A 21,555-nucleotide genomic window follows, 5' to 3' on the forward strand; every position below is an offset into this window, starting at 1 on the left:
GCCGCGGCGCAGTAACGTGGCCGGGCCGGCCGACCTGGGGAGGGACCGATGGCACAGCGTACGGACACCAAGGTGCTCGTCTTCGACGCCGACGACACGCTCTGGGAGAACAACGTCGTCTTCGAGCGGGTGATCGACGACTTCCTGGCGTGGCTGGACCACCCGACCCTGGACCGGGTCGAGATCCGGGCCGTGCTGGACGACATCGAGCGGGCCAACGCGGTCGTGCACGGGTACGGCAGCAAGGTCTTCCTGCGCAGCCTGGGGGAGTGCCTGGAGCGGCTGCGCGCCCGCCCGGCCACCGAGCGGGAGCGACGGGAGATCGACGCGCTGGCCGCCGCGCTCGTCGCCCACCAGGTCGAGCTGATGCCCGGGGTCGCCGACACCCTCGCCACCCTCGCCGGCCGGTACGACCTGCTGCTGCTGACCAAGGGCGACCACGAGGAGCAGCAGCGCAAGCTCGACGCCTGCGGGCTGCTGCACCACTTCCGCGCCGCGCACGTGGTGCGGGAGAAGGACGCGGACACCTACCGGTGGCTGGCCGCCGAGCACGGCTTCGACCCGGCCGTCGCCTGGATGGTCGGCAACTCCCCGAAGTCCGACGTCCTCCCGGCCCGGGCGGCCGGGATGCGGGCGGTGTTCATCCCGAACGACAACACCTGGGTGCTGGAGCACGACGAGGTGGACCCGGACGACGAGGGCGTGCTGCGGCTGGCCGGCTTCCCCGACCTGCTCCGACACTTCTGACCGGCCCGGTAACGTCCGGTTCGTGCCGCTGACGTTTCCCTCCCACCTGGCGCCGGTCCTGCCGCTGAAGCTGTGGCGACCGCACTGGTTCGACGGGGTGGCGCTGGCCACCGGCGCGGTCGCGCCGGACGTGGCGTACCTGGTCACCGGCACCCGGCTGGACCTCGGCGCCCGGACGCACACGGTGGGCGGGCTGATCTGGTGGTGCCTGCCGGTGGCGCTCTGCTACGCCTGGGTCGTCCGGCGCACGGTGGCCGGCATCGCCGTGCACCTGCCCGGGGCCCGGCTGTTCGGCTGGTTGGACCACGCCGCGCTGGGCGCCGTCCGCCACCCCTGGCCGGTGACCGTCTGCTCCGCGCTGATCGGGGCGGCCAGCCACGTCGCCTGGGACCGGGTGACCCACACCGACGGCTGGCTGCGGGCCCTGGGGGTGGACTTTCCCGCGGCCACCGGGATGTACTGGTGGTTCTTCGCCGACCTGATGAGCACCGCGGTCGGCGGGCTGTTCGTGGTGGCCCTCGCGGTGTGGGCCGCCCGCCGGGGAGAGATCTTCTCCGGCGTACGGCCGCCCGTGCCGCCGACCCGGCCGGTGGCCTTCTGGGGCGTGGCGCTGACGGTCATCGCCGTCGGGGCGACCCTGCTGCCGGTGCTGCCCGCCGCCACGGTGCCGGCCCCCGCCGGGGTGCGGATGCTGCACCTGGCGGCGCTCGCGTTGATCGCCGGCGGGTGGGCGGCGAGCCCTCCGTCGGCCGGGCCGGAAGACGATGGGTGGACGGGTCGCCTCGAGGAGAACCAGCGTCGCGCCGGCTGAGCGCGTTACGTCGAACTGCCGCAATTCAGGATTGCCGTCAATCACATTAATCCGGCTGCGGAAATGCTTGTCCGATGCTGCTCGGGATGCCTAATCTGGCCCCGCGTTCACGGCTCTTCGGGGTGAGTCGGGAACGCGCCGAAGTCCGGTAGTTGGGCACCGTGGAGCTGAGTGCAGGCGGGCCGGCTCGCCGTGCTGGGCCCGGCGTGGGCGGCGTGCCACGCCCGCCGCGCTCGCACAGGCGAATTCCGCTACCACGCCGGACGGCTGGCGGTCAGGACCGGGGAGTTGCGGACCCGGTCCTGACCCGCCATCCCGCCAAGGGAAATCGATCTGCCTTCTCCACCGTTCCGGTAAAGCGTCAGCCACGGCTCCGGTGTTACATCGACCCGCCGTAATTGTGGCGGGAGATCCGTCACCATTTCCGGGACGTCACGAAACTGGTTCGGGTGCGATCATCTCCGGAATGGAGACGACACCCTCGACCGGGCGGGACCGGCCGCTCCCGCCGCCCAACCGGGCCTCCCGGCTGACCACCCTCCCCGCCGAGACCGGCCAGGTCGTCATCGTCACCGGCGACAGCTACAGCACGACGTACGCGACGCTGGAGACGTTCCACCGGGCCGGCGGGCACTGGGTCGCCGTCTCGCCGCCGCTGCCCGCGCGGATCGGCGCGAAGGGGTTCAGCGACAACCACGTCGAGGGGGTGGCCACCACGCCCACCGGGGTGTACGCCTTCGGCCCCACCATGTACGGCATCGGCGCGAACCCGGGCGTGAGCTTCCCGTACCACCAGGTCGTGCAGTACGACTGGTGGAACGAGAACCCCAACTCGGCGGCCTACAACACCTTCCAGCACACCACCACCAACCCGGGCGGCTACAGCGAGGCGCTGTGGCAGGAGGTCCCGGCGTACACCCACTTCGCGGTGATCACCTACAACATGCCGCCGAACGTGGCGACGCCGGTCCCGAACGCGGGCAGCGGCATCTTCCTGCACGAGTACAGCACCGCCGCCGGCAACCCGACCGCCGGCTGCGTCAGCATGTCGCACGCCAACCTGGTGTCGGTGCTGAAGTGGCTGGACCCGGCCCGCGCGCCGCGGATCGTGATGTGCCCGGCGCAGAACCTCGGCCGGTACTGACCGGGCCGGCCGGGATGCGGCGGGCGGTCCTGCCGGCAGGGGACCATCGCCTCTGATCCGGAGCCGCTCGCTGGCGCCAGACTGAGGTATGACACGTCAGCGCGTACCACTGCTCGCCAGCCTGGTCGTGCTGCTCCTGGCTGCCTGCACGACCGGCCAAGACGGCGCGACGCCCGCGTCCCCGACGACGACCGTGCCCTCCGCGGGCACCAGCGCCACCGGGCCCGCCACCACCGGCCCGGCCACCACCGGACCTGCCACCACCGGACCGTCCGCCACCCGGACCGCTGCGCCGGGGGGCTGGCACGTCACCTACGGCTGGGCGGTGCCCACCAGCGCCGCCCGGGTCGGCCACGTCGTCCGCCCCCCGGTCAACCCACCGCCGGGGGAGCCGCTACCGGTCCTCGTCGAGGTGCGGGTCGGCGACCACCCGGACGAGAACTTCAGCCGGATCACCTTCGCCTTCCGCGGCCCGACCCCCAGCTACGAGGTGGCGTACGTGGCCCGGGTGGAGCAGGACGGCAGCGGCGCGCCGGTCGACCTGCCGGGTACGGCCTTCCTCGCCGTCCGGTTCTCGCCCGCCCAGGCGCACGACAGCAGCGGCGCCGGTACGGCGAGCACGCCGCCCCGCGCCGTGGGCTACCCGACGCTGCGCGGTTGGGCGCCGGCCGGTGACTTCGAGGGCCACCTCAGCTTCGGGCTGGGACTGTCGCGCGGCGGGCTGCCGGTGCGGCTGGGGGAGTCCACCCGGCCCGACGGCACCCACGTCGTCTCGGTGGACGTCCGCCGGAGCTGACAGGCACCGACCGCGCCGGCCTCAGCGCCGGCGCGGTCGGATGTCGCGTGCCTCAGGAGGCCCCGCCACGGACGATCGCCACCGCCACCCGGCAGAACTCGTCCATGTCCGGGTTGAACCCGGCGGCGATGTCCGGGTGCAGCCCGGCGCGGGTCTCGTCGAGCAGCCGCTGGCAGACCTGCTCGACCGGCTCGCCCGCGTAGCTGGCGCGGATCCGTTCGGTGGCCGCCTGCAGGGCCGACGTCAGCTGCTCCTCCAACGGGCCGCGCAGCTTCTGCTGCACAGGGTCCAGCCCGCTCGGGTCGAGCGTGACATGTGGCTCCGACATCGGCGCTCCCTTCGTCGGCGTCCGCGGTACCCCACCACGGGCGTCGGTCAAACCCCGGCGGGTACGGCGGCCACCCGCACCTGGTACGAGAAGTCCTCCGCGGGCTCCTCCACGTACGACAGCCGGCGGATCTGCCGGTCGTCGTCGTAGAGCGCGACGTCGACCAGGACACCGAGGTGGGCCAGGCCGATGTTGGCCACCCGTTTCTTGTCCTGGAGCACCGCACACACGCCGCCCAGCAGGGTGCTGGCGTCCGAGGTGCGGTGCCCGGGCGGGCAGCGCAGGATCAGGTCGACCTCGACGGGCCCGGTCAGCGGCGTCCAGCCGGTGTGCTGGGCCGCGGCACAGGCCGCCTGGAGCAGCGCGCGGACCCTCGTCGCCTGCCGGTGCCCGGCGGCGAAGATGGACAGCGCTTCGGTCTTGACCGGTGGCAGGCCGCTCACCTCGAACGTCAGGGCGAGAGCGCGGGTGTCCTGCACCACGGCAGCACCTCCTCGTTGGGGACGATCCTGCCCAACCGGTGGACCGGCAGAGGGGAGTTCCCGCGAGAACCAACCGATCGGGCGGGCCGGGCTGGCCGGAGGCGTATCGACAACGGCGGCGACGCGCTGGCTTGCGGAGCTCATCAAACGCTAATGGACGCGGCGGGCCCTGGGTAGCCCGCCACGCTCACCAGGTGGGATGGTGGCCGATCAGGCCGACGGTCGCGGCGCGAAGGCGCAGAACTCGTTGCCCTCCGGGTCGGCCAGCACCCACCAGTTGGTATCGGCCGTCGGCTCGCGCAGCAGGGTCGCCCCGGCGGCGATCAGCGCGGTGGCGTCCGGGCCGGTCAGGTCGACGTCCCAGTGCACCCGGTTCTTGACCCGCTTGCGCTCCGGCACCGGGTCGAAGACCCAGTAGTCCCATCCAAAGCCGGCCGCCCCGACCACCGAGGCGTACCCCTCCTCGGTGGTCTCCACCGTGCCGCCGACCACCCCGGCCCACCAGGTGGCCTGGCGGACCGGGTCGGCGCTGTCGACCACCAGCTCGAACGGGCCGGGCCGGGTGCCCTCCCGGGGCGCGAACACGCAGAACTGGTTGCCCTCCGGGTCGGCCAGCACCCACCAGCTGACCTCGGCGTCCGGCTCGCGGACCAGCCGCGCGCCCGCGGCCAGCGGCGCCGCCGGATCCGGACCGGCCAGGCGCAGGTCGAGGTGGACGCGGGTCTTGCCGGTGCGTGGCCGAGTTGACCCAGATCGACTCCGGGCCGGCCCCACCCGGCCGGGGATCGACCCGGAAGTCCCCGTCGCCGGTGTCGACCACCTCCCCGCCCAGGATCCGGGCCCAGAAGTCGGCCAGCGAGCGGGCGTCGGCGGCGTCCATGCAGAGGTCCTTGAAACGCGCGATCACCCGGACATCATGCCGGCTGCACCGGCTCAGCGGCGACCACGCTTGATCTCGTGGAAGGAGGGCATCCGCAGCAGCGGCACCAGCGAGTCCCAGAGGACCAGCGCGTCGTCGGTCCCCGGCACCTCGGTCACGATCGGCCCGTGGATGCCGCGTTCGGCGCCGGGCACCACCAGCACCGGCGAGCCGATGTCCGGCCCGGCGGACGCGTACGACAGGGCGTGCGAGGCACGTACCGCCTCGTCCCAACGCTCGTCGTCGAGGGCCGCCGCCGCGTCGCCCAGGCCGGCGGCCTCGACGGCCGCGGTCACGGCCCCGGCGGAGAGCGGGTTGCCCGCGTCGTGGGTGCGCGCGCCCAGCTCGGTGTAGAAACGGCCGGCATCGTCGGCGCGGCCCTCCGCACGCAGGGCCTCCACCAGCCGCAGCGCCCGGCTCGACGCGGTCATCGCGTCGGCGAACTGCGGTGGCACATTGCCCTCGTTGAGGATCGACAGGCTGAACGCCCGCCACTCGACGCTCAGCCCACGAGCCTCGGCGACGGCGACCAGCCAGCGCGAGGTGCGCCAGGTCCACGGGCAGGCGGGATCGAAGAAGAAGGTGGCATCCATCGGCCGAGCCTAGGGGGCCGCCGGCCGTCCCGCAGCGGTGTGATCCACACCACATCGCCGGTCGCCCATCACGTTTCGTGTCCGGAAGGTTTCGCGACGTCCCAGCTCGGGCACTGTTGGCCGCACGAAACGCCCGGGCGGTACGGATTTCCGCCGGTTCCCGGGTCGTTCCGCCGTGCACCGGGGCACGGGTGCCTTCTCCCCGGTTTCGCCGAGGAAGGGGAGGGCGATGACGACAGACCCCGAAGCGGTCCGACATCGGCGTGGGCCCGGTGCCCGGGTCGGGGCGGCGCTCGCCGCGCTGGCCCTGGTCGCGCCGCTGGCCGCGTGCGGTACCGACGGTGGTGGCGGCGGCACGCCGACGATCAACCTGTATTACCCGCCGGAGCAGAACCTGCAGAAGGTGGTCGACGACTGCAACAGCCAGGCCCAGGGGCGCTACAAGATCGTCTACCGGGTGCTGCCCCGGCAGGCCGACGACCAGCGGGTGCAGCTGGTCCGCCGGCTCGCCGCCCAGGACACCGGGATGGACGTGCTCGGCCTCGACGTCACCTGGACCCAGGAGTTCGCCAGCGCGGACTGGATCCGCGAGTGGACGGGTCAGGACAAGGCCGAGGCGGAGCAGGGAACGCTGCCCGGCCCGCTGGAGACGGCCCGCTACGAGGACAAGCTCTACGCCGCCCCGAAGAACACGAACGTGCAGCTGCTCTGGTACCGCAGCGACCTGGTGCAGCAGGCGCCGAAGACCTGGGACGACATGATCAAGGCGGCTCAGGACCTCAAGGGGCAGAGCAAGCCGTACCAGGTGCTCACCATGGGCGCCCAGTACGAGGGCCTGGTTGTCCTCTACAACACCCTCGCGGAGAGCGCCGGCGGCAAGATCCTCAGCGACGACGGCAAGCAGGCCGTGATGGACGCCGGCACCGTCAAGGCGCTCGACCAGCTCAAGCGGTTCGCCACGTCTGGCGTGACGTCGCCGTCGTTCAGCAACGCCATCGAGGACCCGGTCCGGCTGGAGTTCCAGTCCGGCACCGGCGCCTTCCAGGTCAACTGGCCCTTCGTCTACCCGGCGTTGCAGGAGGCCGACCCGGAGTTGGCCAAGAAGGTCAAGTGGGCCCGGGTGCCCGGCGTGGACGCGAACACCCCGAGCAAGGTCACCATCGGCGGGGTGAACATGGCGGTCAGCACGTACTCCAAGCACCCGACCGAGAGCTTCGAGGCGGCCCGCTGCATCCGCAACGAGAAGAACCAGAAGTTCTCGGCGATCAACGACGGCGTCCCGCCGACCATCGAGAAGGTCTACGACGACCCGGAGATGGCCGAGGCGTACCCGATGAAGCAGACCATCCTCGAGGAGCTCAAGGAGCCGGCGGTGCGACCGCTGACCCCGGCGTACCAGAGCATCTCGACGGTGATGTCGGCGATCCTCTCGCCGCCCTCGGCGATCAGGCCGGAGCAGACCGCCGACGAGCTGCGCGACGCCATCTCCGACGCCCTCCAGTCCAAGGGGGTCCTCCCATGAGCATCAACGCCACTCCCGCCGGCGCGGACGTCGCCGCCGAGGCCGAGCGCCCCGGCGGACGGCACGCGGCGGTGCCGGCCCAGCGGACCGGCCGCCGGGGCCGGGCCCCGCTGAGCGAGAACAAGAAGGCCGAGCGTCGGCTGGGCTGGCTGCTCTGCGCCCCGGCCGCGCTGGTCATGGTGCTGGTCACCGCGTACCCGATCCTCTACTCGATCTGGCTCTCGCTCCAGCGCTTCGATCTGCGCTTCCCCGACCAGCGCGAGTTCATCGGGCTGGAGAACTACGCGACCGTGCTGACCAACCAGTTCTGGTGGACGGCGTTCGGCGTCACCATGCTGATCACGGTGGTCACCGTCGCGATCGAGCTGGCGCTCGGCATGGGACTGGCGCTGATCATGCACCGGACCCTGGTCGGCCGGGGGATCGTCCGCACCGCGGCGCTGATCCCGTACGGCATCGTCACGGTCGTCGCCGCCTTCTCCTGGCGGTACGCCTGGACCCCCGGCACCGGCTACCTCGCGAACCTCTTCGACGGCAGCGCGCCGCTGACCGAGCGGGCCAGCTCGCTGGCGATCATCATGCTGGCCGAGATCTGGAAGACCACGCCGTTCATGGCGCTGCTGCTGATGGCCGGGCTGGCGCTGGTCCCGGAGGACCTGCTCAAGGCCGCCTCCACCGACGGGGCGACCGCCTGGCAGCGGTTCACCAAGGTGATGTTGCCGGTGATGAAGCCGGCCATCCTGGTCGCGCTCCTGTTCCGCACGCTCGACGCGTTCCGGGTCTTCGACAACATCTTCGTGCTGACCGCGGGCGGCAACGAGACCTCGTCGGTGTCGATGCTCGCCTACAACAACCTGATCCGGGGTCTCAACCTCGGCATCGGCTCGACGATGTCGGTGCTGATCTTCATCACCGTGGCGATCATCGCCTTCGTCTTCGTGAAGCTGTTCGGTACCGCTGCCCCGGGCAGCGACGACGGGGAGAGGCGCTGACATGGCCACCGAAACCACCAGGGCGAAGCTGCGCTGGGGGGTGCTGGACCTCGTCGTCGTGGTCTTCGCGCTGATCCCGGTGCTCTGGATCGCCTCGCTGTCCTTCAAGACCCCGGCCACCCTCGCCGACGGAAAGTTCTGGCCGCGGGAGTGGACGCTGGACAACTACCGGACGATCTTCGACACCGACCAGTTCGTCCGGGCCCTGGCCAACTCGATCGGCATCGCGCTCATCGCCACCCTCATCGCGGTGGTGCTCGGCGCGATGGCCGCGTACGCGATCTCCCGGCTGGACTTCCCCGGCAAGAAGCTGCTGGTCGGGGTCTCCCTGCTGATCGCGATGTTCCCGCAGGTGTCGCTGGTGTCGCCGCTGTTCGAGATCGAGCGGCAGCTCGGCCTCTTCGACACCTGGCCGGGACTGATCCTGCCGTACATCACCTTCGCGCTGCCGCTGGCGATCTACACGCTGTCGGCGTTCTTCAAGCAGATCCCGTGGGACCTGGAGAAGGCCGCGAAGATGGACGGCGCCACCCAGGGCCAGGCGTTCCGGCGGGTCATCGCCCCGCTGGCCGCACCGGGGCTGTTCACCACGGCGATCCTGGTCTTCATCTTCTGCTGGAACGACTTCCTCTTCGCCATCACGCTCACCTCGACCGAGCGGGCCCGCACGGTCCCGGTGGCGCTGTCGTTCTTCACCGGCGAGTCGCAGTTCGAGGACCCCACCGGGGCGATCTGCGCCGCCGCCGTGGTGATCACCATTCCGATCATCCTGTTCGTGCTCTTCTTCCAGCGCCGCATCGTCTCCGGCCTGACCTCCGGCGCAGTCAAGGGATAGGTGGTAGTCGTGGCTGACATCGTGCTCGACAAGGTGAGCAAGCGGTTCCCGGACGGAACCGTGGCGGTGCAGGACATCGATCTGGAGATCGGTGACGGCGAGTTCGTCATCCTGGTTGGCCCCTCGGGCTGCGGGAAGTCCACCACCCTCAACATGATCGCCGGGCTGGAGGACATCAGCTCCGGCGAGCTGCGGATCGCGGGGCAGCGGGTCAACGACAAGGCCCCCCGGGACCGGGACATCGCCATGGTCTTCCAGTCGTACGCGCTCTACCCGAACATGACCGTCCGGGAGAACATGGCCTTCCCGCTGCGGCTGGCGAAGATGGACAAGGCCGCCATCGACCAGAAGGTCGAGGAGGCGGCGAAGGTCCTGGAGCTGACCGCCCTGCTGGACCGCAAGCCGGCCAACCTCTCCGGCGGCCAGCGCCAGCGGGTGGCGATGGGTCGGGCGATCGTGCGGCAGCCCAAAGCCTTCCTGATGGACGAGCCGCTGTCCAACCTGGACGCCAAGCTGCGGGTGCAGATGCGTACGGTGGTGTCCCGGCTGCAGAAGCAGCTCGGCACCACCACGGTCTACGTGACCCACGACCAGACCGAGGCGATGACCCTCGGCGACCGCGTGGTGATCATGCGAGGCGGCGCGATCCAGCAGGTCGGCCCGCCGCAGGAGCTCTACGACCACCCGCGCAACCTCTTCGTGGCCGGATTCATCGGCTCGCCGTCGATGAACTTCCTGCACGCTGCGGTGGAGGACGGCCGGCTGCGGACCGCGCTCGGCGACGTGCCGATCGGCGAGCGGATCCGCCGCGAGCTGGAGGCCGGCGACGCGCCCCGCGAGCTGATCCTCGGCATCCGCCCGGAGCACTTCGAGGACGCGGAGCTCGTCGACGATGACACCCGCCGCCGGGGCCTGGAGTTCGAGGCGCCGGTGGAGATCGTGGAGTCGATGGGCTCGGACAAGTACGTCTACTTCACCATCGAAGGGCAGAAGGCCACCGCCGCCGAGCTGGAGGAGCTGGCCGCGGACGCCGGGGCCGACTTCAGCGGCGGCGGCGCCAGCCTGGTGACCCGGCTGTCGGCGGAGTCGCCGGTGGCCGAGGGCCAGAACCGGCGGGTCTGGTTCAACCTCGAGAAGATCCACCTGTTCGACCCGTCCACCGGGCGGAACCTGACACTGCACGAGGGCCGCTCGGCGGGCGCGCTCGCCGACTGACCGTAATCGACGCGAAGGGCTGGTGGCCGGGCGCCACCAGCCATTCGCGCGTCTGCCACCGGGGGGCGTCACCAGGAGTGGCGAAGGGGCATGCCGAGGAAGTGGGCGTAACCGTCCAGGGCCGCCGTGACCCGGCTCCGCAGCGCGGCGTCGAAATCGACGAGCGGTTGCACCGTCACGACCGCCCGGGCCCGGCCGATGGTCCGCGTCCAGGTGCCGACCACCCGCCCGCCGCGCACCACCGTGGAGCGGAAGACGCCGTTGTTGCCGGGCACCACCGCCTGCCGGTGGGCCGGATCGAGCATCAGCGTGCGGTCCTTGTAGCCGAGCAGGTACTCGTCGAAGCCGGGCAGGGTGAGCACGTCGTCGAGGGCGGCGCGGGGGGCGTCGAGCAGGGCCGGGTCGAGCAGCGCCTCCACCCCGTCGACCCGGACGACGGCCAGGTCGTCGCCGGCGATCGCGATGGCCCGCTTCGCGTCGGCGGCGGTCAGCCCGGTCCAGCCGGCGAAGTCCTGCCGGGTGGTGGGCCCGTGGCCGCGGAAGTAGCGCCGGGCCAGGATGGCAAGCGCCTCGTCGCGCTCCGGGCGGTGCGGGTCGGGGACCCACTCGTCGAGCCGGGCGAAGGTCTGCTCGGTGCCGACGTGCGGGGCGATGCAGGTGACGCCGCGCTGGCTGGCGTACCAGAGCAGGTGGTAGCCGCGCTGCCCGGTCGTCTCGATGCCGGCCGCGGTGAGCGCGGCCAGACACTCGGCCCGGGTGAGCCGGCCGCCGCCGTGGAGCGCCGCGCCGAGCACGTCGGCCGCCCGGTCGGCCTCGACGTCGGTCAGCCCCAGCGCGGCCCGGCGGGCCGCCACCCCGGCCAGCGCGCGCACCCCGGTCAGCGCCAGCATCCAGTGCGCGTCCCGCGACGGTAGGAGGTGCACGGTGCCCCGCATCGGCCAGGTCCGCAGCGCCTCCCGACGCTCCAGCGCGGCCCGCACGTCGGCCTGGGTCCGCCCGGGCAGCCGGACGCCCAGCGACCACAGCCCGCTCGCCGCGTCCTGGGCCTGCATCGCGCCGAACCACTCGACCACGCCGGCGACGCCCCCGGGACGCGCCACCGGGTGTGGACGCAGCAGCAGGCTCGTCATCCGCAGCGCGAGCGCCTCGTCGCCGGTCAGCTCCGTCACGGGCAGCCCCTCCGTCCGGGTGTCCCGGCCAGCCTAGGGGAGCCCTGTGACAGTCCATCCGCGACAGCGCCGGGCGGACGGGCTCGCGCCCGTCCGCCCGGCGTCCACGACCGGGGTCGCGGAAGGCCGCGTCAGCGGCGTCGCCGTGCCGGTTCCGGCACCTGCGCGTCGACCTGCTCCCGGTGCACCTGGGCGTCGACCGGCTGCTCCTCGACCACCTCGTCCTTGGTCAGGCGCACCCGTTCGGGAACGCATAGGTGCTGAGACAACGGGGATGCGAGCGAGTCCCACCGTCGCGAGGAATGCGAGGTAACGACATGACCGCAGCCAGAGAGCCCGCCGGGGGCGCCGGCAGGCCGGGCGTCCACCCGGTGGGCGCCGGGGCCGGCGGCACCCGCGCCAAGACCAGCGCGGCGGCGACCTTCGCCCTGGTGTTCGGGGTGGCCGCCCTGCTCAGCGTGCTGACCGCCATCCTCGCCTGGATCGGCCTGGTGCTCGGCATCATCGGCGTGGTGCTGGGGGTGGTGGGACTGAAGATGAGCCGCCGGCCGGGGGTGACCGGGCGCGGCGTGGCGATCGGCGGGCTGGTGCTCAGCGCGCTCGCCGTGCTGCTCGGGCTGGCCCTCGCCGCCGGCATCACCACGTTCGTCAACAACCAGGGCGCGGTGGACCGCCTCCAGCAGCAGGTGGACGACCTGCGGGACAAGCTCAACGACTGACGCCCGACGGGGGCCGTTGCGGTGGCCGTGGCTAGGGTGGGTTACGTGCTCCGTCAGGTCACCGGCATCCGGTACGTCACCCCGCTGCGCGAGGGTGGCTCGCTGCCCGGCGTTGTGGAGGCGGACGACCTCGGCACCTACGTGGCGAAGTTCTCCGGGGCGGGGCAGGGCCCCAAGGCGCTGGTCGCCGAGGTGATCTGCGGCGAGCTGGGCCGGCGGCTCGGGCTGGCCGTACCCCGGCTGGTGGTGCTCGACATCGACCCGGTGATCGGTCGGGCGGAGCCCGACGAGGAGGTGCAGGAGCTGCTGCGCAACAGTGGCGGCCCCAACCTCGGCATGGACTTCCTGCCCGGGGCGCTCGGCTACGATCCGGTCGCGCACCCGGTGGACGCGGCGCTCGCCTCCCGGGTGCTCTGGTTCGACGCGTACACCGAGAACGTCGACCGGAGCTGGCGCAACCCGAACCTGCTGGTCTGGCACCGCGAGCTCTGGCTGATCGATCACGGCGCGACGCTCTACTTCCACCACAACTGGCCGCGCGCCGAGGCGGCGGTGGGCCGGGCCTACCGGGCCGACGACCACGTCCTCGGCCCGTTCGCCACCGAGCTGGCCGCCGCGGCCGCGGAGCTGTCCCCGCGGATCACCCGGGAACTGCTCACCGAGGTGTTGGCACTGGTCCCGGAGGCCTGGTTGACCGGCCCCGACTTCGACTCCGCCGACGCGGCCCGCGCCGCGTACGTCGAGCACCTGGTCCGCCGGGCGGATCGCGCCGCGGAGTGGCTGCCGGCGGGTGGTGCGGCATGAGGATCCCCTTCGAGTACGCGGTGATCCGGCTGATGCCCCGGGTCGAGCGGGGTGAGCTGATCAACGTCGGGGTGCTGCTCTACTGCCAGCAGCGGGACTTCCTCGGCGCGCGTACCCATCTGGACGCCGCGCGGGCCCGCGCGCTCGCCCCGGACCTGGACCTGCTGGAGGTCGCCGCGGCGCTGGGCTCCTGGGACCGGACCTGCGGCGGGGACGGGCCGGCGCACCGGATGAGCCTCGGTGAGCGGTTCCGTTGGCTGGCCGCGCCGCGCAGCACGATGATCCAGGCCGGGCCGGTGCACACCGGGCTGACCGCGGATCCGGCAGCCGACCTGGACCGGTTGGTCGACACCCTGGTTCGCTGAGGCGGACCCCGATCGCGCTACGCCGGCGGTGCCGGCGGAGCGCGATCCCCCGAACAGGCCCCCCGCTGCCGGCGGTCCCCGCCGCCGGCACCAGTGCGACCAGGATCCCGCCCGCACCCCGTCGCGGTGCCGCTGCGGCGGGGAACTTGCGCAAATCTTGAGCAGTCGGCGGAGCCGTTCAGAGCCGCCGGTGCATCACCAGCAGGTCCACCAGCCCCTCGCTGGGGTGGCGGAAGGCCTCCGGCACCCGGCCGACCACCTCGAAGCCGAGCGACCGCCACAGCGCGACGGCCCGGGTGTTCGTCGCCACCACCGCGTTGAACTGCATCGCCCGGTAGCCGTCGGCGCGGGCCAGGTCGAGCACGTGGTCGCCGAGCGCCCGGCCGACGCCCCGGCCGGCCGCGGCCGGCGCCACCATGAAGCTCGCGTTGGCCACGTGGTCGCCCGGGCCGGCCTGGTTGGGCACCAGCTTCGCCGACCCGAGGACCGTGCCGTCCGGGTCGACCGCGACCACGGTCCGCCCGGGCGGCGCCACCAGCCACTGCCGGCGGGCCCGCTCCTCGTCGACGTCGCGCGGCCAGGTGTAGGTCTCCCCGGCGGCGACGATGTCGCGCAGGAAGGGCCAGATGCCGGGCCAGTCGGCGTCGGTGGCCGTCCTGATCTCCACCGGCCGAGCATGCCACGGCCGCCGTTTGACGCGACAAGTAACGGGTAGTCGCCGGAGCTGATCCGAAATGAGGAGGAACATGACGATGGACGGCCAGGTCAAGGTAGCGGTCATCTACTACAGCGCGACCGGTATCACCTACCAGATGGCGCAGGCGGCGTGCGAGGCCGCCGGCGAGGCGGGTGCCGAGGTGCGCCTGCGGAAGGTACGCGAGCTGGCGCCGGAGGAGGCGATCCGGTCGAACTCCGGCTGGCAGGCCCACCACCTGGAGACGCAGGACGTGATGGAGGCCCAGCTCGACGACCTCTCCTGGGCCGACGTGGTGATCTTCGGCTCGCCCACCCGGTACGGCATGATCGCCGCCCAGCTCAAGCAGTTCATCGACACCAGCGGCCCGCTCTGGGCCCAGGGCGCCCTGGCCAACAAGATCTACGCCGGGTTCACCTCGACGGCCACCTCCCACGGTGGCCAGGAGTCGACCCTGCTGTCGATGTTCACGATCTTCTACCACTGGGGCGGGATCGTGGTGACCCCCGGCTACACCGACCCGAGCCAGTTCACCGCGGGCAACCCGTACGGCGCGTCGCACACCAGCAACAACGGCGAGACCGCGCCGGACGACATCGCCCTCAAGGCCACCGCGCTGACCGCCCGCCGGGCGGTGCAGATGGGCGCCGCGTTCAAGAAGGGCATGGCCTCCTGACCTCTGCCCGTGCCAAAGGGGCGACCGGCGGTCGGGCGGAGGCTCTCGACCCGTCCGGACCACCGGTCGCCCTCCGCCCTACCCCCGATCCGGGGAAGCATGCGCCGCCAGCGGTCGGGCCGGGTCCGCCAGCAGGTGCCCGAGCAGGTCCGCCAGGACCGCCATGCCGTCCCGGCTGAGCACCGACTCGGGGTGGAACTGCACCCCGGCGACGCCCCGCCCGCGCAGCGCGTGCACCGCCCCGTCGGCCGGGTCGCGGGCCAGCTCCACCGGGCCGTACGGGGTGCCGACCCGGTCCGCGCCGGCCCGGGCGGTGAAGGTGGAGTAGAAGCCCACCCGCCGGGGCGTGCCGAAGACCGGCACCTCCCGCTGCAACCCCTGGTACGGCGCATCCCGGCGGTGCAGCGGCAGGCCCAGCAGCCCGCAGAGCAGCTGGTGGCCGAGGCAGACCGCCAGCGTCGGCAGGCCCGCGTCGAGCCGCCCGGCCAGCAGCGCCCGCAGCGCCGCCATCTTCGGCTCGGCCACCCGGTTCGGGTCGCCCGGGCCGGGTCCCACCACCACCAGGTCGTACCCGTCCACCGGGCCCGGGTTCCGCCACGGCCGGACGTCCACGGCCAGGCCGAGCGCCCCGAGCTGGTGGGCGAGCATCCCGGTGAAGGTGTCCTCGCCGTCCACGATGAGCGCCCGCCGGCCGGTCAGCCCGGTCAGGACGGTCGCCCCGGGCGCCCGCTGGTCCAGCCAGAACCGGGCCAGCGGGGTGTTCCGGTCGGCGAGCAGCGCGCGTACCTCGGGGTCGTCGGCGAGGCGTACCGCCGGACCGGCGCCGGCCGCCGGCGCCTGCGGGCCCAGGCCGAGCGCGGCGAGCACCCCGGCGGCCTTGGCGTGCGTCTCGGCGACCTCGCCCGCCGCGCTGGAGTGCCGCACCAGGGTCGCCCCGACCGGCACCCGCAGCTCCCCGGCGGGGGAGATCTCCGCCGTCCGGATCAGGATGGGCGCATCCAGCGTCTGCCGCCCCTGCGCGTCGCGGCCCAGCAGGGCCAGCACCCCCGAGTAGTAGCGTCGCCCGGTCCGCTCGTGCCGGGCGATCACCCGGCAGGCGTTCTCCATCGGGCTGCCGGTCACCGTGGGGGCGAACATCGTCTCCCGCAGCACCTCCCGCACGTCCCGGGAGCCGCGCCCGGCCAGCAGGTACTCGGTGTGCGCCAGGTGCGCCATCTCCTTCAGGTACGGCCCGACGACCTGGCCGCCGTGCTCGGCGACGGTGGCCATCATCTTCAGCTCCTCGTCGAGGACCATGTACAGCTCCTCGACCTCCTTGGGGTCGCGCAGGAAGCGCAGCAGCTCGTCCCGATCGGCGGCGGCGCCGGTGTGCCGGAAGGTGCCGCTGATCGGGTTCATCATCACCAGCCCGTCGTCGACGCTGACGTGCCGTTCCGGGCTCGCCCCGACCAGGATGCGGGTCCCGGTGTGGACCAGGAACGTCCAGTACGCGCCCCGCTCGCCGCCCAGCAGCCGGCGCAGCGCGGCCAGCCCGGCCCGCAGCGGCGGGCCCTGCACGGTGGCCCGCAGGGTGCGGTGGATGACGAAGTTGGCCCCCTCGCCGCGCCCGATCTCCTCGGCCAGCACCCGCTCGACGATGCCCGCGTACTCGTCGTCGCCGACGTCGAAGCCGGCGCCGGTGGTGGCCACCGGCGCGTCCGGCAGGGCGTCGAGCGCGTCGGCCAGGGCGATCCGGTCGTGCCCGGTGATCTCCAGGTACTCCAGCGGCGTGCCGTCGTCGCGGCAGTCGAAGCCCCGTTCGGTGATCTGCCGGTACGGCACCAGGGCCAGCGTGCCGGGCCCGGCGGCGACGTCCGGGACGGGCAGGTCGGCCAGCCGGGCGGCGACGCGTACCGGACCGGTGAAGAGGTCCAGGTGGTCGGCGCCCTCGCGGCGGACGAGCGCGAACGGGCCGGGATCGGCGCCGCGGGCCACGGCGGCGAGCAGGTCGAGCGGGCGGGTCATCGGGTCTCCTCCGGGGCCGTGCCGACCGGCGGGGCGGCCCGGGAGCCGGGAGAGACCGGCGGCCGCCTCGTCGGGCGGCCGCGTGGGTGAAGCTACGCGCGGGGAGTGGCCGCCGGGTCGGCGGGCCACCAGCAGGACAGATGCGCGAGCATGCAGACACCCTACGCGGGCCTCGCCCGGCGCGGAAGCGGTTGCCCGACACCGGTGCCGCGGCGCCCGCCGATCGAGGCTTCGCCGGCCCGGTTGCCGGGTACCGTGACCGGCGATGAACATTCTCGCTCTCGACCTGGGAACCTCCTCGGTACGCGGACTGGTGCTCGACGCCGACGCCGCACCGCTGCCGGGGGCGCTGGCCCGGCGCAAGGTGCGGCTGAGCGTTGACGACGAGGGCGCCGGCACCCTCGACGCCGCCGGCTACCTGGCCTGCCTCGTGGAGTGCGTGGACGAGCTGGCAGCGGCGGGCCGCCTGCGCGACGTGGCCCTGGTCGCGGTCTCCGCGCAGTGGCACTCGATGGTGCCGCTCGACGGCGCGGGCACCCCGCTCGGGCCGGTGCTGACCTGGATGGACACCCGGCCGGAGCCGCCGGCCGGAGCGCCGGGCCCGGCCGAGCCGGACGCCTTCCACCAGCGCACCGGGGCCTGGTGGCACCGCTGCTACTGGTCGGTCCGGCTGCCCTGGCTGCGGGCGCGCGCCGGGACCCCGCCCGCGCGGTTCGCCGGCCTGGTCGAGTACGTCCTCGGCGAGCTGCTCACCGCCGCGCCGATGTCGGTGTCGATGGCGTCCGGCACCGGGCTGCTCGACCTGCGCACCCTGGAGTGGGACGCCGAGGCCTGCGAGCTGGCCGGCACCCGCCCGGGCGAGCTGCCTGAGCTGGCCCCGATGGACTGGCGCGGCCGGCTGCGACCCGAGCACGCCCGGCGCTGGCCGCAGCTGGCCGGCGCGGACTGGTCGGCGCCGGTCGGCGACGGGGCCGCCTCCAACGTCGGCTCCGGCTGCGTCAACGCCCGGCGGGCCGCGGTGACCGTGGGCACCTCCGCGGCGGTGCGCCTGGTGCAGCGGGTCCCCGCCGGTCAGGAGCTGCCGCCGTTGCCCGAGGAGCTCTGGCGCTACCGGGTGGACCACCAGCACGTCGTCACCGGCGCCGCCTACTCCTGCGGCGGCAACCTGTTCGCCTGGGCCAAGCGGGAGCTGCGGCTGCCCGAGCGGGCCGAACTGGAGGCCGCGCTGGCCCGGATCCCGCCGGACGGCGGCGTCCCGACCAATCCCCGGCTCGGCGGTGACCGGCCGCCCGGCCTGGCGCCGGCCGGAGCCGGGGAGCTGAGCGGCCTGAGCTTCGCCAACACGGCGGTGGACATGCTGGCTGGCCTGATGACCGGCCTGTGCCGGATGGTCGCCGATGACCTGGTGGTGCTGGAGTCCACGGTGGACCTCCCGGTCGAGGTGGTGCTGGGCGGGGGAGCGATGAGCGCCTCGGCGTGGTGGCGCTCGGCCTTCGCGGCGGCGCTCGCCCCCCGGCCGGTACGCCACCGGGCGGAACCGGAGATCGGTGCCACCGGCGCCGCGCTGGTGGCGTTGGGCCGGGTCGCCGAGGCGGGTCGGCTCGTCGACAGCGGACCCACGGCGCAGGACACACCGCCGGCCGCCGCCGGGCGCCGCGCGACCTCCTGACCGTTCGCTCAGGCCATCCCGTTGACACAGCTCCCGGGCCTGGTTGGATGGAGCCCGCTCCCCGACGAAGGTGAGCGGGGGACCGAGGAGGCAGGTGTGGTGGCAGCTCCCGAACTGGACCGGGACGCGGAGTCGCACCGCCGCAACCGGTTCGATGAGACGGTGATGCCGCATCGGCGGCGGTCGCCGATGCGGTTGCGGGACTGGCGGATGCGGACCAAGCTCGCCACCGTCCTGGTCATCCCGACGGTGGCCTTCCTGGTGCTGGCCGGGGTGCAGACCACGGGCCTGGTGGGGCGGACCACGGCACTGAGCGACTTCGCCCGGCAGGTCGGCATCGGCCGGCAGATCACCACCGCGATCGACCGCCTCCAGCAGGAGCGGGACCGGTCGGCGGGTGAACTGGCCGACCTGCGCCGGGCCGACCGGAGCGCCGACCGGGACGCGGCGGCCGCCGCGCTGAAGCCGTTGCAGGCCGCCACCGACCAGGCCTTCGGTGAGCTGCGCACGGCCGCCGGGCCGCTGGCCGACGCCGACGCGGCCTGGCGGGTCGCGTACGCCGAGGCGCTGGAGGCGTACGACCAGGTGGTCTACATCCGGGCGGCGATCCCGCCGGCGGTGCTCAACAGCGACACCATCCTCAGCAACTACCACCGCAGCGTCGAGGCGCTGCTCAAGCTGCTGGCCGAGCCGACGCCGGGGGAGGAGCACCCGGAGTTGACCGACGCGGTGCTGCGGTACGTGCAGCTCGCCCGGGTCAAGGAATTGTCGTCCCGCATCCGCGGCCAGCTCTACCAGGCCTCCCGTGTCGGCCGGTACGACATCGACGACCCGATCACCCTGGCCGACCTGCGGGCCCAGCAGCTCGCCGCGCTGGGCGCCTTCCGGGTCGCCGCGAGCGACCGGCAGGTCGAGCTCTACGACCGCACGTCGCGCGACGCCGCCTTCGTCACGGCCGCCAAGCTGGAGGAGAAGAGCCTGCCAAGCGGGACCGCCCAGCCGGCGGTGCTGCCGGCGCCGCAGTGGTGGGCGGCCAGCGAGGACCGGCAGGAGCTGCTGCGCCAGCTGGAGACGCAGGTGCTCGACGACGCGGTGGCCCAGGCCGACGAGGTCAGCGGCGACCAGCTGCGGGCCACCCTGCTGGTGGTCGGCGGCATCCTGGTGGTGCTGGGGCTGGCTGTCCTGCTGGCGTTGCTGATCGGCCGGTCCATCGCCAACTCCATGCAGCTGCTGCGCGGCCAGGCCCTGCGGATCGCGCAGATCGAGCTGCCGCACGCCCTGGACCGGCTCCGGGCGGTCAACGGCGGCGTGCCCACCATCGACGTGGCGCCCGCGGTGGTCCGCTCGCTCGACGAGATCGGTGAGCTGGCCGAGGCGTTCGTCGCGGTGCACCGCAGCGCGGTCAGCGTCGCGGTCGAACAGGCGGAGACCCGCCGTACCGTGAACGCGATGTTCGTCAACCTGGCCCGGCGCAGCCAGGTGCTGGTGGAACGGCAGCTGGAGCTGCTCGACGACCTGGAACGGGAGGAGGCCGACCCGGACCAGCTGGAGAACCTGTTCAAGCTGGACCACCTGGCCGCCCGGATGCGCCGTAACGACGAGAGCCTGCTGGTGCTGGCCGGCACCGAGTCCACCCGGCGGTGGAACCGACCGGTGGGTCTCGGCGCGGTGCTGCTCGCCGCGAGCGCCGAGATCGAGCAGTACCAGCGGGTCCGCCACGAGTCGGTGGCCGACCTGCACGTGGTGGGGCACGCTGTCGGCGAGCTGGTGCACATGCTGGCCGAGCTGCTGGAGAACGCCACCGCGTTCTCCCGGCCGGACACCCTGGTCCGGGTGACCGCCCGGGCCGAGGGGGGCGGGGCGCTGGTGGAGATCGTCGACCAGGGGCTCGGCATGAGTCCGACCGCCCTGGAACAGGCCAACGCCGTGCTGGCGGCCCCGCCGGCGGCGGACGTCTCCGCGTCCGAGCGGATGGGTCTGTTCGTGGTCAGCCACCTCGCCGCCCGGCACGGTGTCCGGGTCCGCCTGGCCGGCGCGGGTGAGGGCCTGATGGCCCGGGTTCTGCTCCCGGCCGCGCTGCTCGCCCAGGCCCCGGCGCCGGGGCTGGACCAGCCGGCCTCGCTGCGGATGCTCACCACGGCGGTCGCCGGGGCCACCCGGCCCGGCGCGCCGGCCCGCCCGGCCGTGCCAATGCAGCGGGCCGAGCTGCCGGTGGCCGGCCGGCGGCCCGATCCGACGCCGCCGCCCGCCGCGCCCCGCCCGCTGGCGGTCCGCGCGGAGGACGTGCTGAGTACCGCCGGGCCCGACCCGGTGGCGACCGGCGGTGGTTGGTGGTCCCGGCAGGGACCAGCGCCGGACGCGCCGGTGTCCACCGCGGGCACGACGCCCGTGCCGCCGCCGATGCCGGTGACGGCCGGCACCAACGACCGGGGTCTGCCGGTACGGGTGCCGATGGCCCAGCTCTCCGCGGTCACCGAGCCGGCGCGCCCCGAGGCGGCGGGGCCGGCCCGGGTCGACCCGGACCCGGAGGCGGTCGGTGGGATGCTGTCCCGGCTCTACAGCGGCGTGCGCCGCGCGGAGGCCGAGGAAACGACGGAGATAACCTTGCCGCCGGCCGGTGTACGCAGTGAAGGGGGACGACAGTGATGACGTTGAGCCAGGAGGCGCGGGACCTGAGCTGGCTGGTCAACGCGTTCGCGGAGCGGGTGCCGGGGGTGGCCCACGCGGTGGTCGTCTCCTCGGACGGATTGCTGGTGGCGACCTCGGCCCACCTGCCCCGTGACCACGCGGACAAGTTGGCCGCGGTGACCTCCGGCCTGATGAGCATCACCGCCGGCGCGGCGCAGATGTTCGACGGGGACGTGGTGAAGCAGACGGTCGTCGAGATGGGCCGTGGCTACTTCCTGGTCATGCAGATCCGCGACGGTTCGATCCTGGCCACCCTGGCCGGGTCGGACGCCGACATCGGCGTGGTGGGCTACGAGATGGCCCGGCTGGCCAAGCAGGCCGGCGAGATGCTGACCCCGGCGCTGCGCGCGGAGTTGCAGCAGGCGCTGCCGCGCTGACCTCGG

At 73.3% G+C, this 21,555-nt stretch carries 22 protein-coding genes and 1 pseudogene; 15 read left to right on the plus strand and 8 right to left on the minus strand.

Going from position 1 to position 21,555, the window contains the following annotated elements:
* Positions 1-48 precede the first annotated feature (48 nt).
* The 4 genes from AC5RWQ_RS17975 to AC5RWQ_RS17990 all read left to right on the plus strand — a co-directional run bounded on the left by AC5RWQ_RS17975 (position 49) and on the right by AC5RWQ_RS17990 (position 3,498).
* Positions 49-747: an HAD family hydrolase gene (locus tag AC5RWQ_RS17975; protein WP_494283854.1), complete on the plus strand. Its 699-nt coding sequence runs from the start codon at positions 49-51 to the stop codon at positions 745-747.
* A 22-nt stretch (positions 748-769) separates the two neighbouring features.
* The gene (locus AC5RWQ_RS17980; protein ID WP_494283855.1) at positions 770-1,558 is read left to right on the plus strand and encodes a DUF4184 family protein; all 789 of its coding nucleotides are present in this window, start codon (positions 770-772) and stop codon (positions 1,556-1,558) included.
* Between the two features lie 466 nt (positions 1,559-2,024).
* Positions 2,025-2,702: a L,D-transpeptidase family protein gene (locus tag AC5RWQ_RS17985; protein WP_494283856.1), complete on the plus strand. Its 678-nt coding sequence runs from the start codon at positions 2,025-2,027 to the stop codon at positions 2,700-2,702.
* Between the two features lie 88 nt (positions 2,703-2,790).
* On the plus strand, positions 2,791-3,498 hold the full coding sequence (locus AC5RWQ_RS17990) for an AMIN-like domain-containing (lipo)protein (RefSeq protein WP_494283857.1): 708 nt from the start codon (positions 2,791-2,793) through the stop codon (positions 3,496-3,498).
* Positions 3,499-3,550: 52 nt separating this feature from the next.
* Here the strand turns inward: AC5RWQ_RS17990 and AC5RWQ_RS17995 are convergent, their stop codons facing one another.
* From AC5RWQ_RS17995 to AC5RWQ_RS18015, 5 genes and pseudogenes are all read right to left on the minus strand, one after another.
* Positions 3,551-3,826, minus strand: a complete 276-nt coding sequence (locus tag AC5RWQ_RS17995) for a hypothetical protein (protein WP_494283858.1) — start codon at positions 3,824-3,826, stop codon at positions 3,551-3,553.
* A gap of 47 nt (positions 3,827-3,873) precedes the next feature.
* Positions 3,874-4,305 (minus strand): RusA family crossover junction endodeoxyribonuclease, encoded by a 432-nt coding sequence (locus tag AC5RWQ_RS18000; protein WP_494283959.1) that lies wholly within the window; start codon positions 4,303-4,305, stop codon positions 3,874-3,876.
* Between the two features lie 213 nt (positions 4,306-4,518).
* Positions 4,519-4,926, minus strand: a complete 408-nt coding sequence (locus tag AC5RWQ_RS18005; protein ID WP_494283960.1) for a VOC family protein — start codon at positions 4,924-4,926, stop codon at positions 4,519-4,521.
* A gap of 21 nt (positions 4,927-4,947) precedes the next feature.
* Positions 4,948-5,188 (minus strand): annotated as a pseudogene (locus AC5RWQ_RS18010) (VOC family protein); the annotation flags it as partial.
* A gap of 53 nt (positions 5,189-5,241) precedes the next feature.
* The gene (locus tag AC5RWQ_RS18015; protein ID WP_494283859.1) at positions 5,242-5,820 is read right to left on the minus strand and encodes a DsbA family protein; all 579 of its coding nucleotides are present in this window, start codon (positions 5,818-5,820) and stop codon (positions 5,242-5,244) included.
* A 229-nt stretch (positions 5,821-6,049) separates the two neighbouring features.
* Between AC5RWQ_RS18015 and AC5RWQ_RS18020 the strand changes: the two genes are divergently transcribed.
* Genes AC5RWQ_RS18020 through AC5RWQ_RS18035 form a run of 4 tightly spaced genes read left to right on the plus strand, consistent with a single transcriptional unit; the run spans position 6,050 to position 10,384 of the window.
* Positions 6,050-7,342 carry an ABC transporter substrate-binding protein gene (locus tag AC5RWQ_RS18020; protein WP_494283860.1) on the plus strand — a complete coding sequence of 431 codons (1,293 nt, stop codon included), beginning with the start codon at positions 6,050-6,052 and terminating at the stop codon, positions 7,340-7,342.
* A complete protein-coding gene (locus AC5RWQ_RS18025) occupies positions 7,339-8,334 on the plus strand; it encodes a carbohydrate ABC transporter permease (RefSeq protein ID WP_494283861.1) in 996 nt (331 codons plus the stop codon). The genes AC5RWQ_RS18020 and AC5RWQ_RS18025 overlap by 4 nt, the downstream gene beginning before the upstream one ends.
* 1 nt (position 8,335) lies before the next feature.
* On the plus strand, positions 8,336-9,169 hold the full coding sequence (locus tag AC5RWQ_RS18030) for a carbohydrate ABC transporter permease (protein WP_494283862.1): 834 nt from the start codon (positions 8,336-8,338) through the stop codon (positions 9,167-9,169).
* A 9-nt stretch (positions 9,170-9,178) separates the two neighbouring features.
* Positions 9,179-10,384 (plus strand): ABC transporter ATP-binding protein, encoded by a 1,206-nt coding sequence (locus tag AC5RWQ_RS18035; protein WP_334492604.1) that lies wholly within the window; start codon positions 9,179-9,181, stop codon positions 10,382-10,384.
* Between the two features lie 68 nt (positions 10,385-10,452).
* On the opposite strand, the gene AC5RWQ_RS18040 is transcribed toward AC5RWQ_RS18035, so the two are convergent.
* The gene (locus tag AC5RWQ_RS18040; protein WP_494283961.1) at positions 10,453-11,514 is read right to left on the minus strand and encodes a winged helix DNA-binding domain-containing protein; all 1,062 of its coding nucleotides are present in this window, start codon (positions 11,512-11,514) and stop codon (positions 10,453-10,455) included.
* 356 nt (positions 11,515-11,870) lie between these two features.
* On the opposite strand from AC5RWQ_RS18040, the gene AC5RWQ_RS18045 reads away from it, so the two are divergent.
* From AC5RWQ_RS18045 to AC5RWQ_RS18055, 3 genes are read left to right on the plus strand one after another with little or no spacing between them, the layout of a single operon-like run.
* The gene (locus tag AC5RWQ_RS18045; protein WP_494283863.1) at positions 11,871-12,272 is read left to right on the plus strand and encodes a hypothetical protein; all 402 of its coding nucleotides are present in this window, start codon (positions 11,871-11,873) and stop codon (positions 12,270-12,272) included.
* Between the two features lie 45 nt (positions 12,273-12,317).
* Complete coding sequence (locus AC5RWQ_RS18050; RefSeq protein WP_494283864.1) at positions 12,318-13,076, plus strand: HipA family kinase; 759 nt, start codon at positions 12,318-12,320, stop codon at positions 13,074-13,076.
* On the plus strand, positions 13,073-13,441 hold the full coding sequence (locus AC5RWQ_RS18055; RefSeq protein ID WP_494283865.1) for a DUF3037 domain-containing protein: 369 nt from the start codon (positions 13,073-13,075) through the stop codon (positions 13,439-13,441). Before AC5RWQ_RS18050 ends, AC5RWQ_RS18055 begins: the two co-directional genes overlap by 4 nt.
* Before the next feature lie 178 nt (positions 13,442-13,619).
* Here AC5RWQ_RS18055 and AC5RWQ_RS18060 read toward each other — a convergent pair whose 3' ends face one another.
* Complete coding sequence (locus tag AC5RWQ_RS18060) at positions 13,620-14,108, minus strand: GNAT family N-acetyltransferase (RefSeq protein WP_494283866.1); 489 nt, start codon at positions 14,106-14,108, stop codon at positions 13,620-13,622.
* 85 nt (positions 14,109-14,193) lie between these two features.
* Here AC5RWQ_RS18060 and wrbA point away from each other — a divergent pair, with 85 nt between their 5' ends.
* Positions 14,194-14,811, plus strand: coding sequence for an NAD(P)H:quinone oxidoreductase (wrbA, locus tag AC5RWQ_RS18065; protein ID WP_334492636.1), 618 nt, complete (start codon positions 14,194-14,196; stop codon positions 14,809-14,811).
* Between the two features lie 78 nt (positions 14,812-14,889).
* On the opposite strand, the gene AC5RWQ_RS18070 is transcribed toward wrbA, so the two are convergent.
* Positions 14,890-16,815: an anthranilate synthase family protein gene (locus AC5RWQ_RS18070; RefSeq protein ID WP_494283867.1), complete on the minus strand. Its 1,926-nt coding sequence runs from the start codon at positions 16,813-16,815 to the stop codon at positions 14,890-14,892.
* A gap of 265 nt (positions 16,816-17,080) precedes the next feature.
* Here AC5RWQ_RS18070 and AC5RWQ_RS18075 point away from each other — a divergent pair, with 265 nt between their 5' ends.
* The 3 genes from AC5RWQ_RS18075 (at position 17,081) to AC5RWQ_RS18085 (ending at position 21,549) form a co-directional block, all read left to right on the plus strand.
* The gene (locus AC5RWQ_RS18075) at positions 17,081-18,484 is read left to right on the plus strand and encodes an FGGY family carbohydrate kinase (RefSeq protein ID WP_494283868.1); all 1,404 of its coding nucleotides are present in this window, start codon (positions 17,081-17,083) and stop codon (positions 18,482-18,484) included.
* A gap of 99 nt (positions 18,485-18,583) precedes the next feature.
* The gene (locus AC5RWQ_RS18080) at positions 18,584-21,130 is read left to right on the plus strand and encodes a sensor histidine kinase (RefSeq protein ID WP_494283869.1); all 2,547 of its coding nucleotides are present in this window, start codon (positions 18,584-18,586) and stop codon (positions 21,128-21,130) included.
* Entirely contained in the window at positions 21,130-21,549 is a 420-nt protein-coding gene (locus AC5RWQ_RS18085; protein WP_494283870.1) for a roadblock/LC7 domain-containing protein, read from the plus strand. The genes AC5RWQ_RS18080 and AC5RWQ_RS18085 overlap by 1 nt, the downstream gene beginning before the upstream one ends.
* Positions 21,550-21,555: the final 6 nt, after the last annotated feature.

The organism is Micromonospora sp. BS32, from assembly GCF_059089345.1.

Bases quoted from the DNA above. Each gene is read 5' to 3' on its own strand.
- AC5RWQ_RS18075 (WP_494283868.1), top strand. From the start codon at position 17,081: ATGAACATTCTCGCTCTCGACCTGGGAACCTCCTCGGTACGCGGACTG.
- AC5RWQ_RS18030 (WP_494283862.1), top strand. From the start codon at position 8,336: ATGGCCACCGAAACCACCAGGGCGAAGCTGCGCTGGGGGGTGCTGGAC.
- AC5RWQ_RS18085 (WP_494283870.1), top strand. From the start codon at position 21,130: ATGACGTTGAGCCAGGAGGCGCGGGACCTGAGCTGGCTGGTCAACGCG.
- AC5RWQ_RS18040 (WP_494283961.1), bottom strand. From the start codon at position 11,514: ATGACGAGCCTGCTGCTGCGTCCACACCCGGTGGCGCGTCCCGGGGGC.
- AC5RWQ_RS18055 (WP_494283865.1), top strand. From the start codon at position 13,073: ATGAGGATCCCCTTCGAGTACGCGGTGATCCGGCTGATGCCCCGGGTC.
- AC5RWQ_RS18045 (WP_494283863.1), top strand. From the start codon at position 11,871: ATGACCGCAGCCAGAGAGCCCGCCGGGGGCGCCGGCAGGCCGGGCGTC.
- AC5RWQ_RS17995 (WP_494283858.1), bottom strand. From the start codon at position 3,826: ATGTCGGAGCCACATGTCACGCTCGACCCGAGCGGGCTGGACCCTGTG.
- AC5RWQ_RS17985 (WP_494283856.1), top strand. From the start codon at position 2,025: ATGGAGACGACACCCTCGACCGGGCGGGACCGGCCGCTCCCGCCGCCC.
- AC5RWQ_RS17975 (WP_494283854.1), top strand. From the start codon at position 49: ATGGCACAGCGTACGGACACCAAGGTGCTCGTCTTCGACGCCGACGAC.
- AC5RWQ_RS18025 (WP_494283861.1), top strand. From the start codon at position 7,339: ATGAGCATCAACGCCACTCCCGCCGGCGCGGACGTCGCCGCCGAGGCC.
- wrbA (WP_334492636.1), top strand. From the start codon at position 14,194: ATGGACGGCCAGGTCAAGGTAGCGGTCATCTACTACAGCGCGACCGGT.
- AC5RWQ_RS18015 (WP_494283859.1), bottom strand. From the start codon at position 5,820: ATGGATGCCACCTTCTTCTTCGATCCCGCCTGCCCGTGGACCTGGCGC.
- AC5RWQ_RS18020 (WP_494283860.1), top strand. From the start codon at position 6,050: ATGACGACAGACCCCGAAGCGGTCCGACATCGGCGTGGGCCCGGTGCC.
- AC5RWQ_RS17990 (WP_494283857.1), top strand. From the start codon at position 2,791: ATGACACGTCAGCGCGTACCACTGCTCGCCAGCCTGGTCGTGCTGCTC.
- AC5RWQ_RS18070 (WP_494283867.1), bottom strand. From the start codon at position 16,815: ATGACCCGCCCGCTCGACCTGCTCGCCGCCGTGGCCCGCGGCGCCGAT.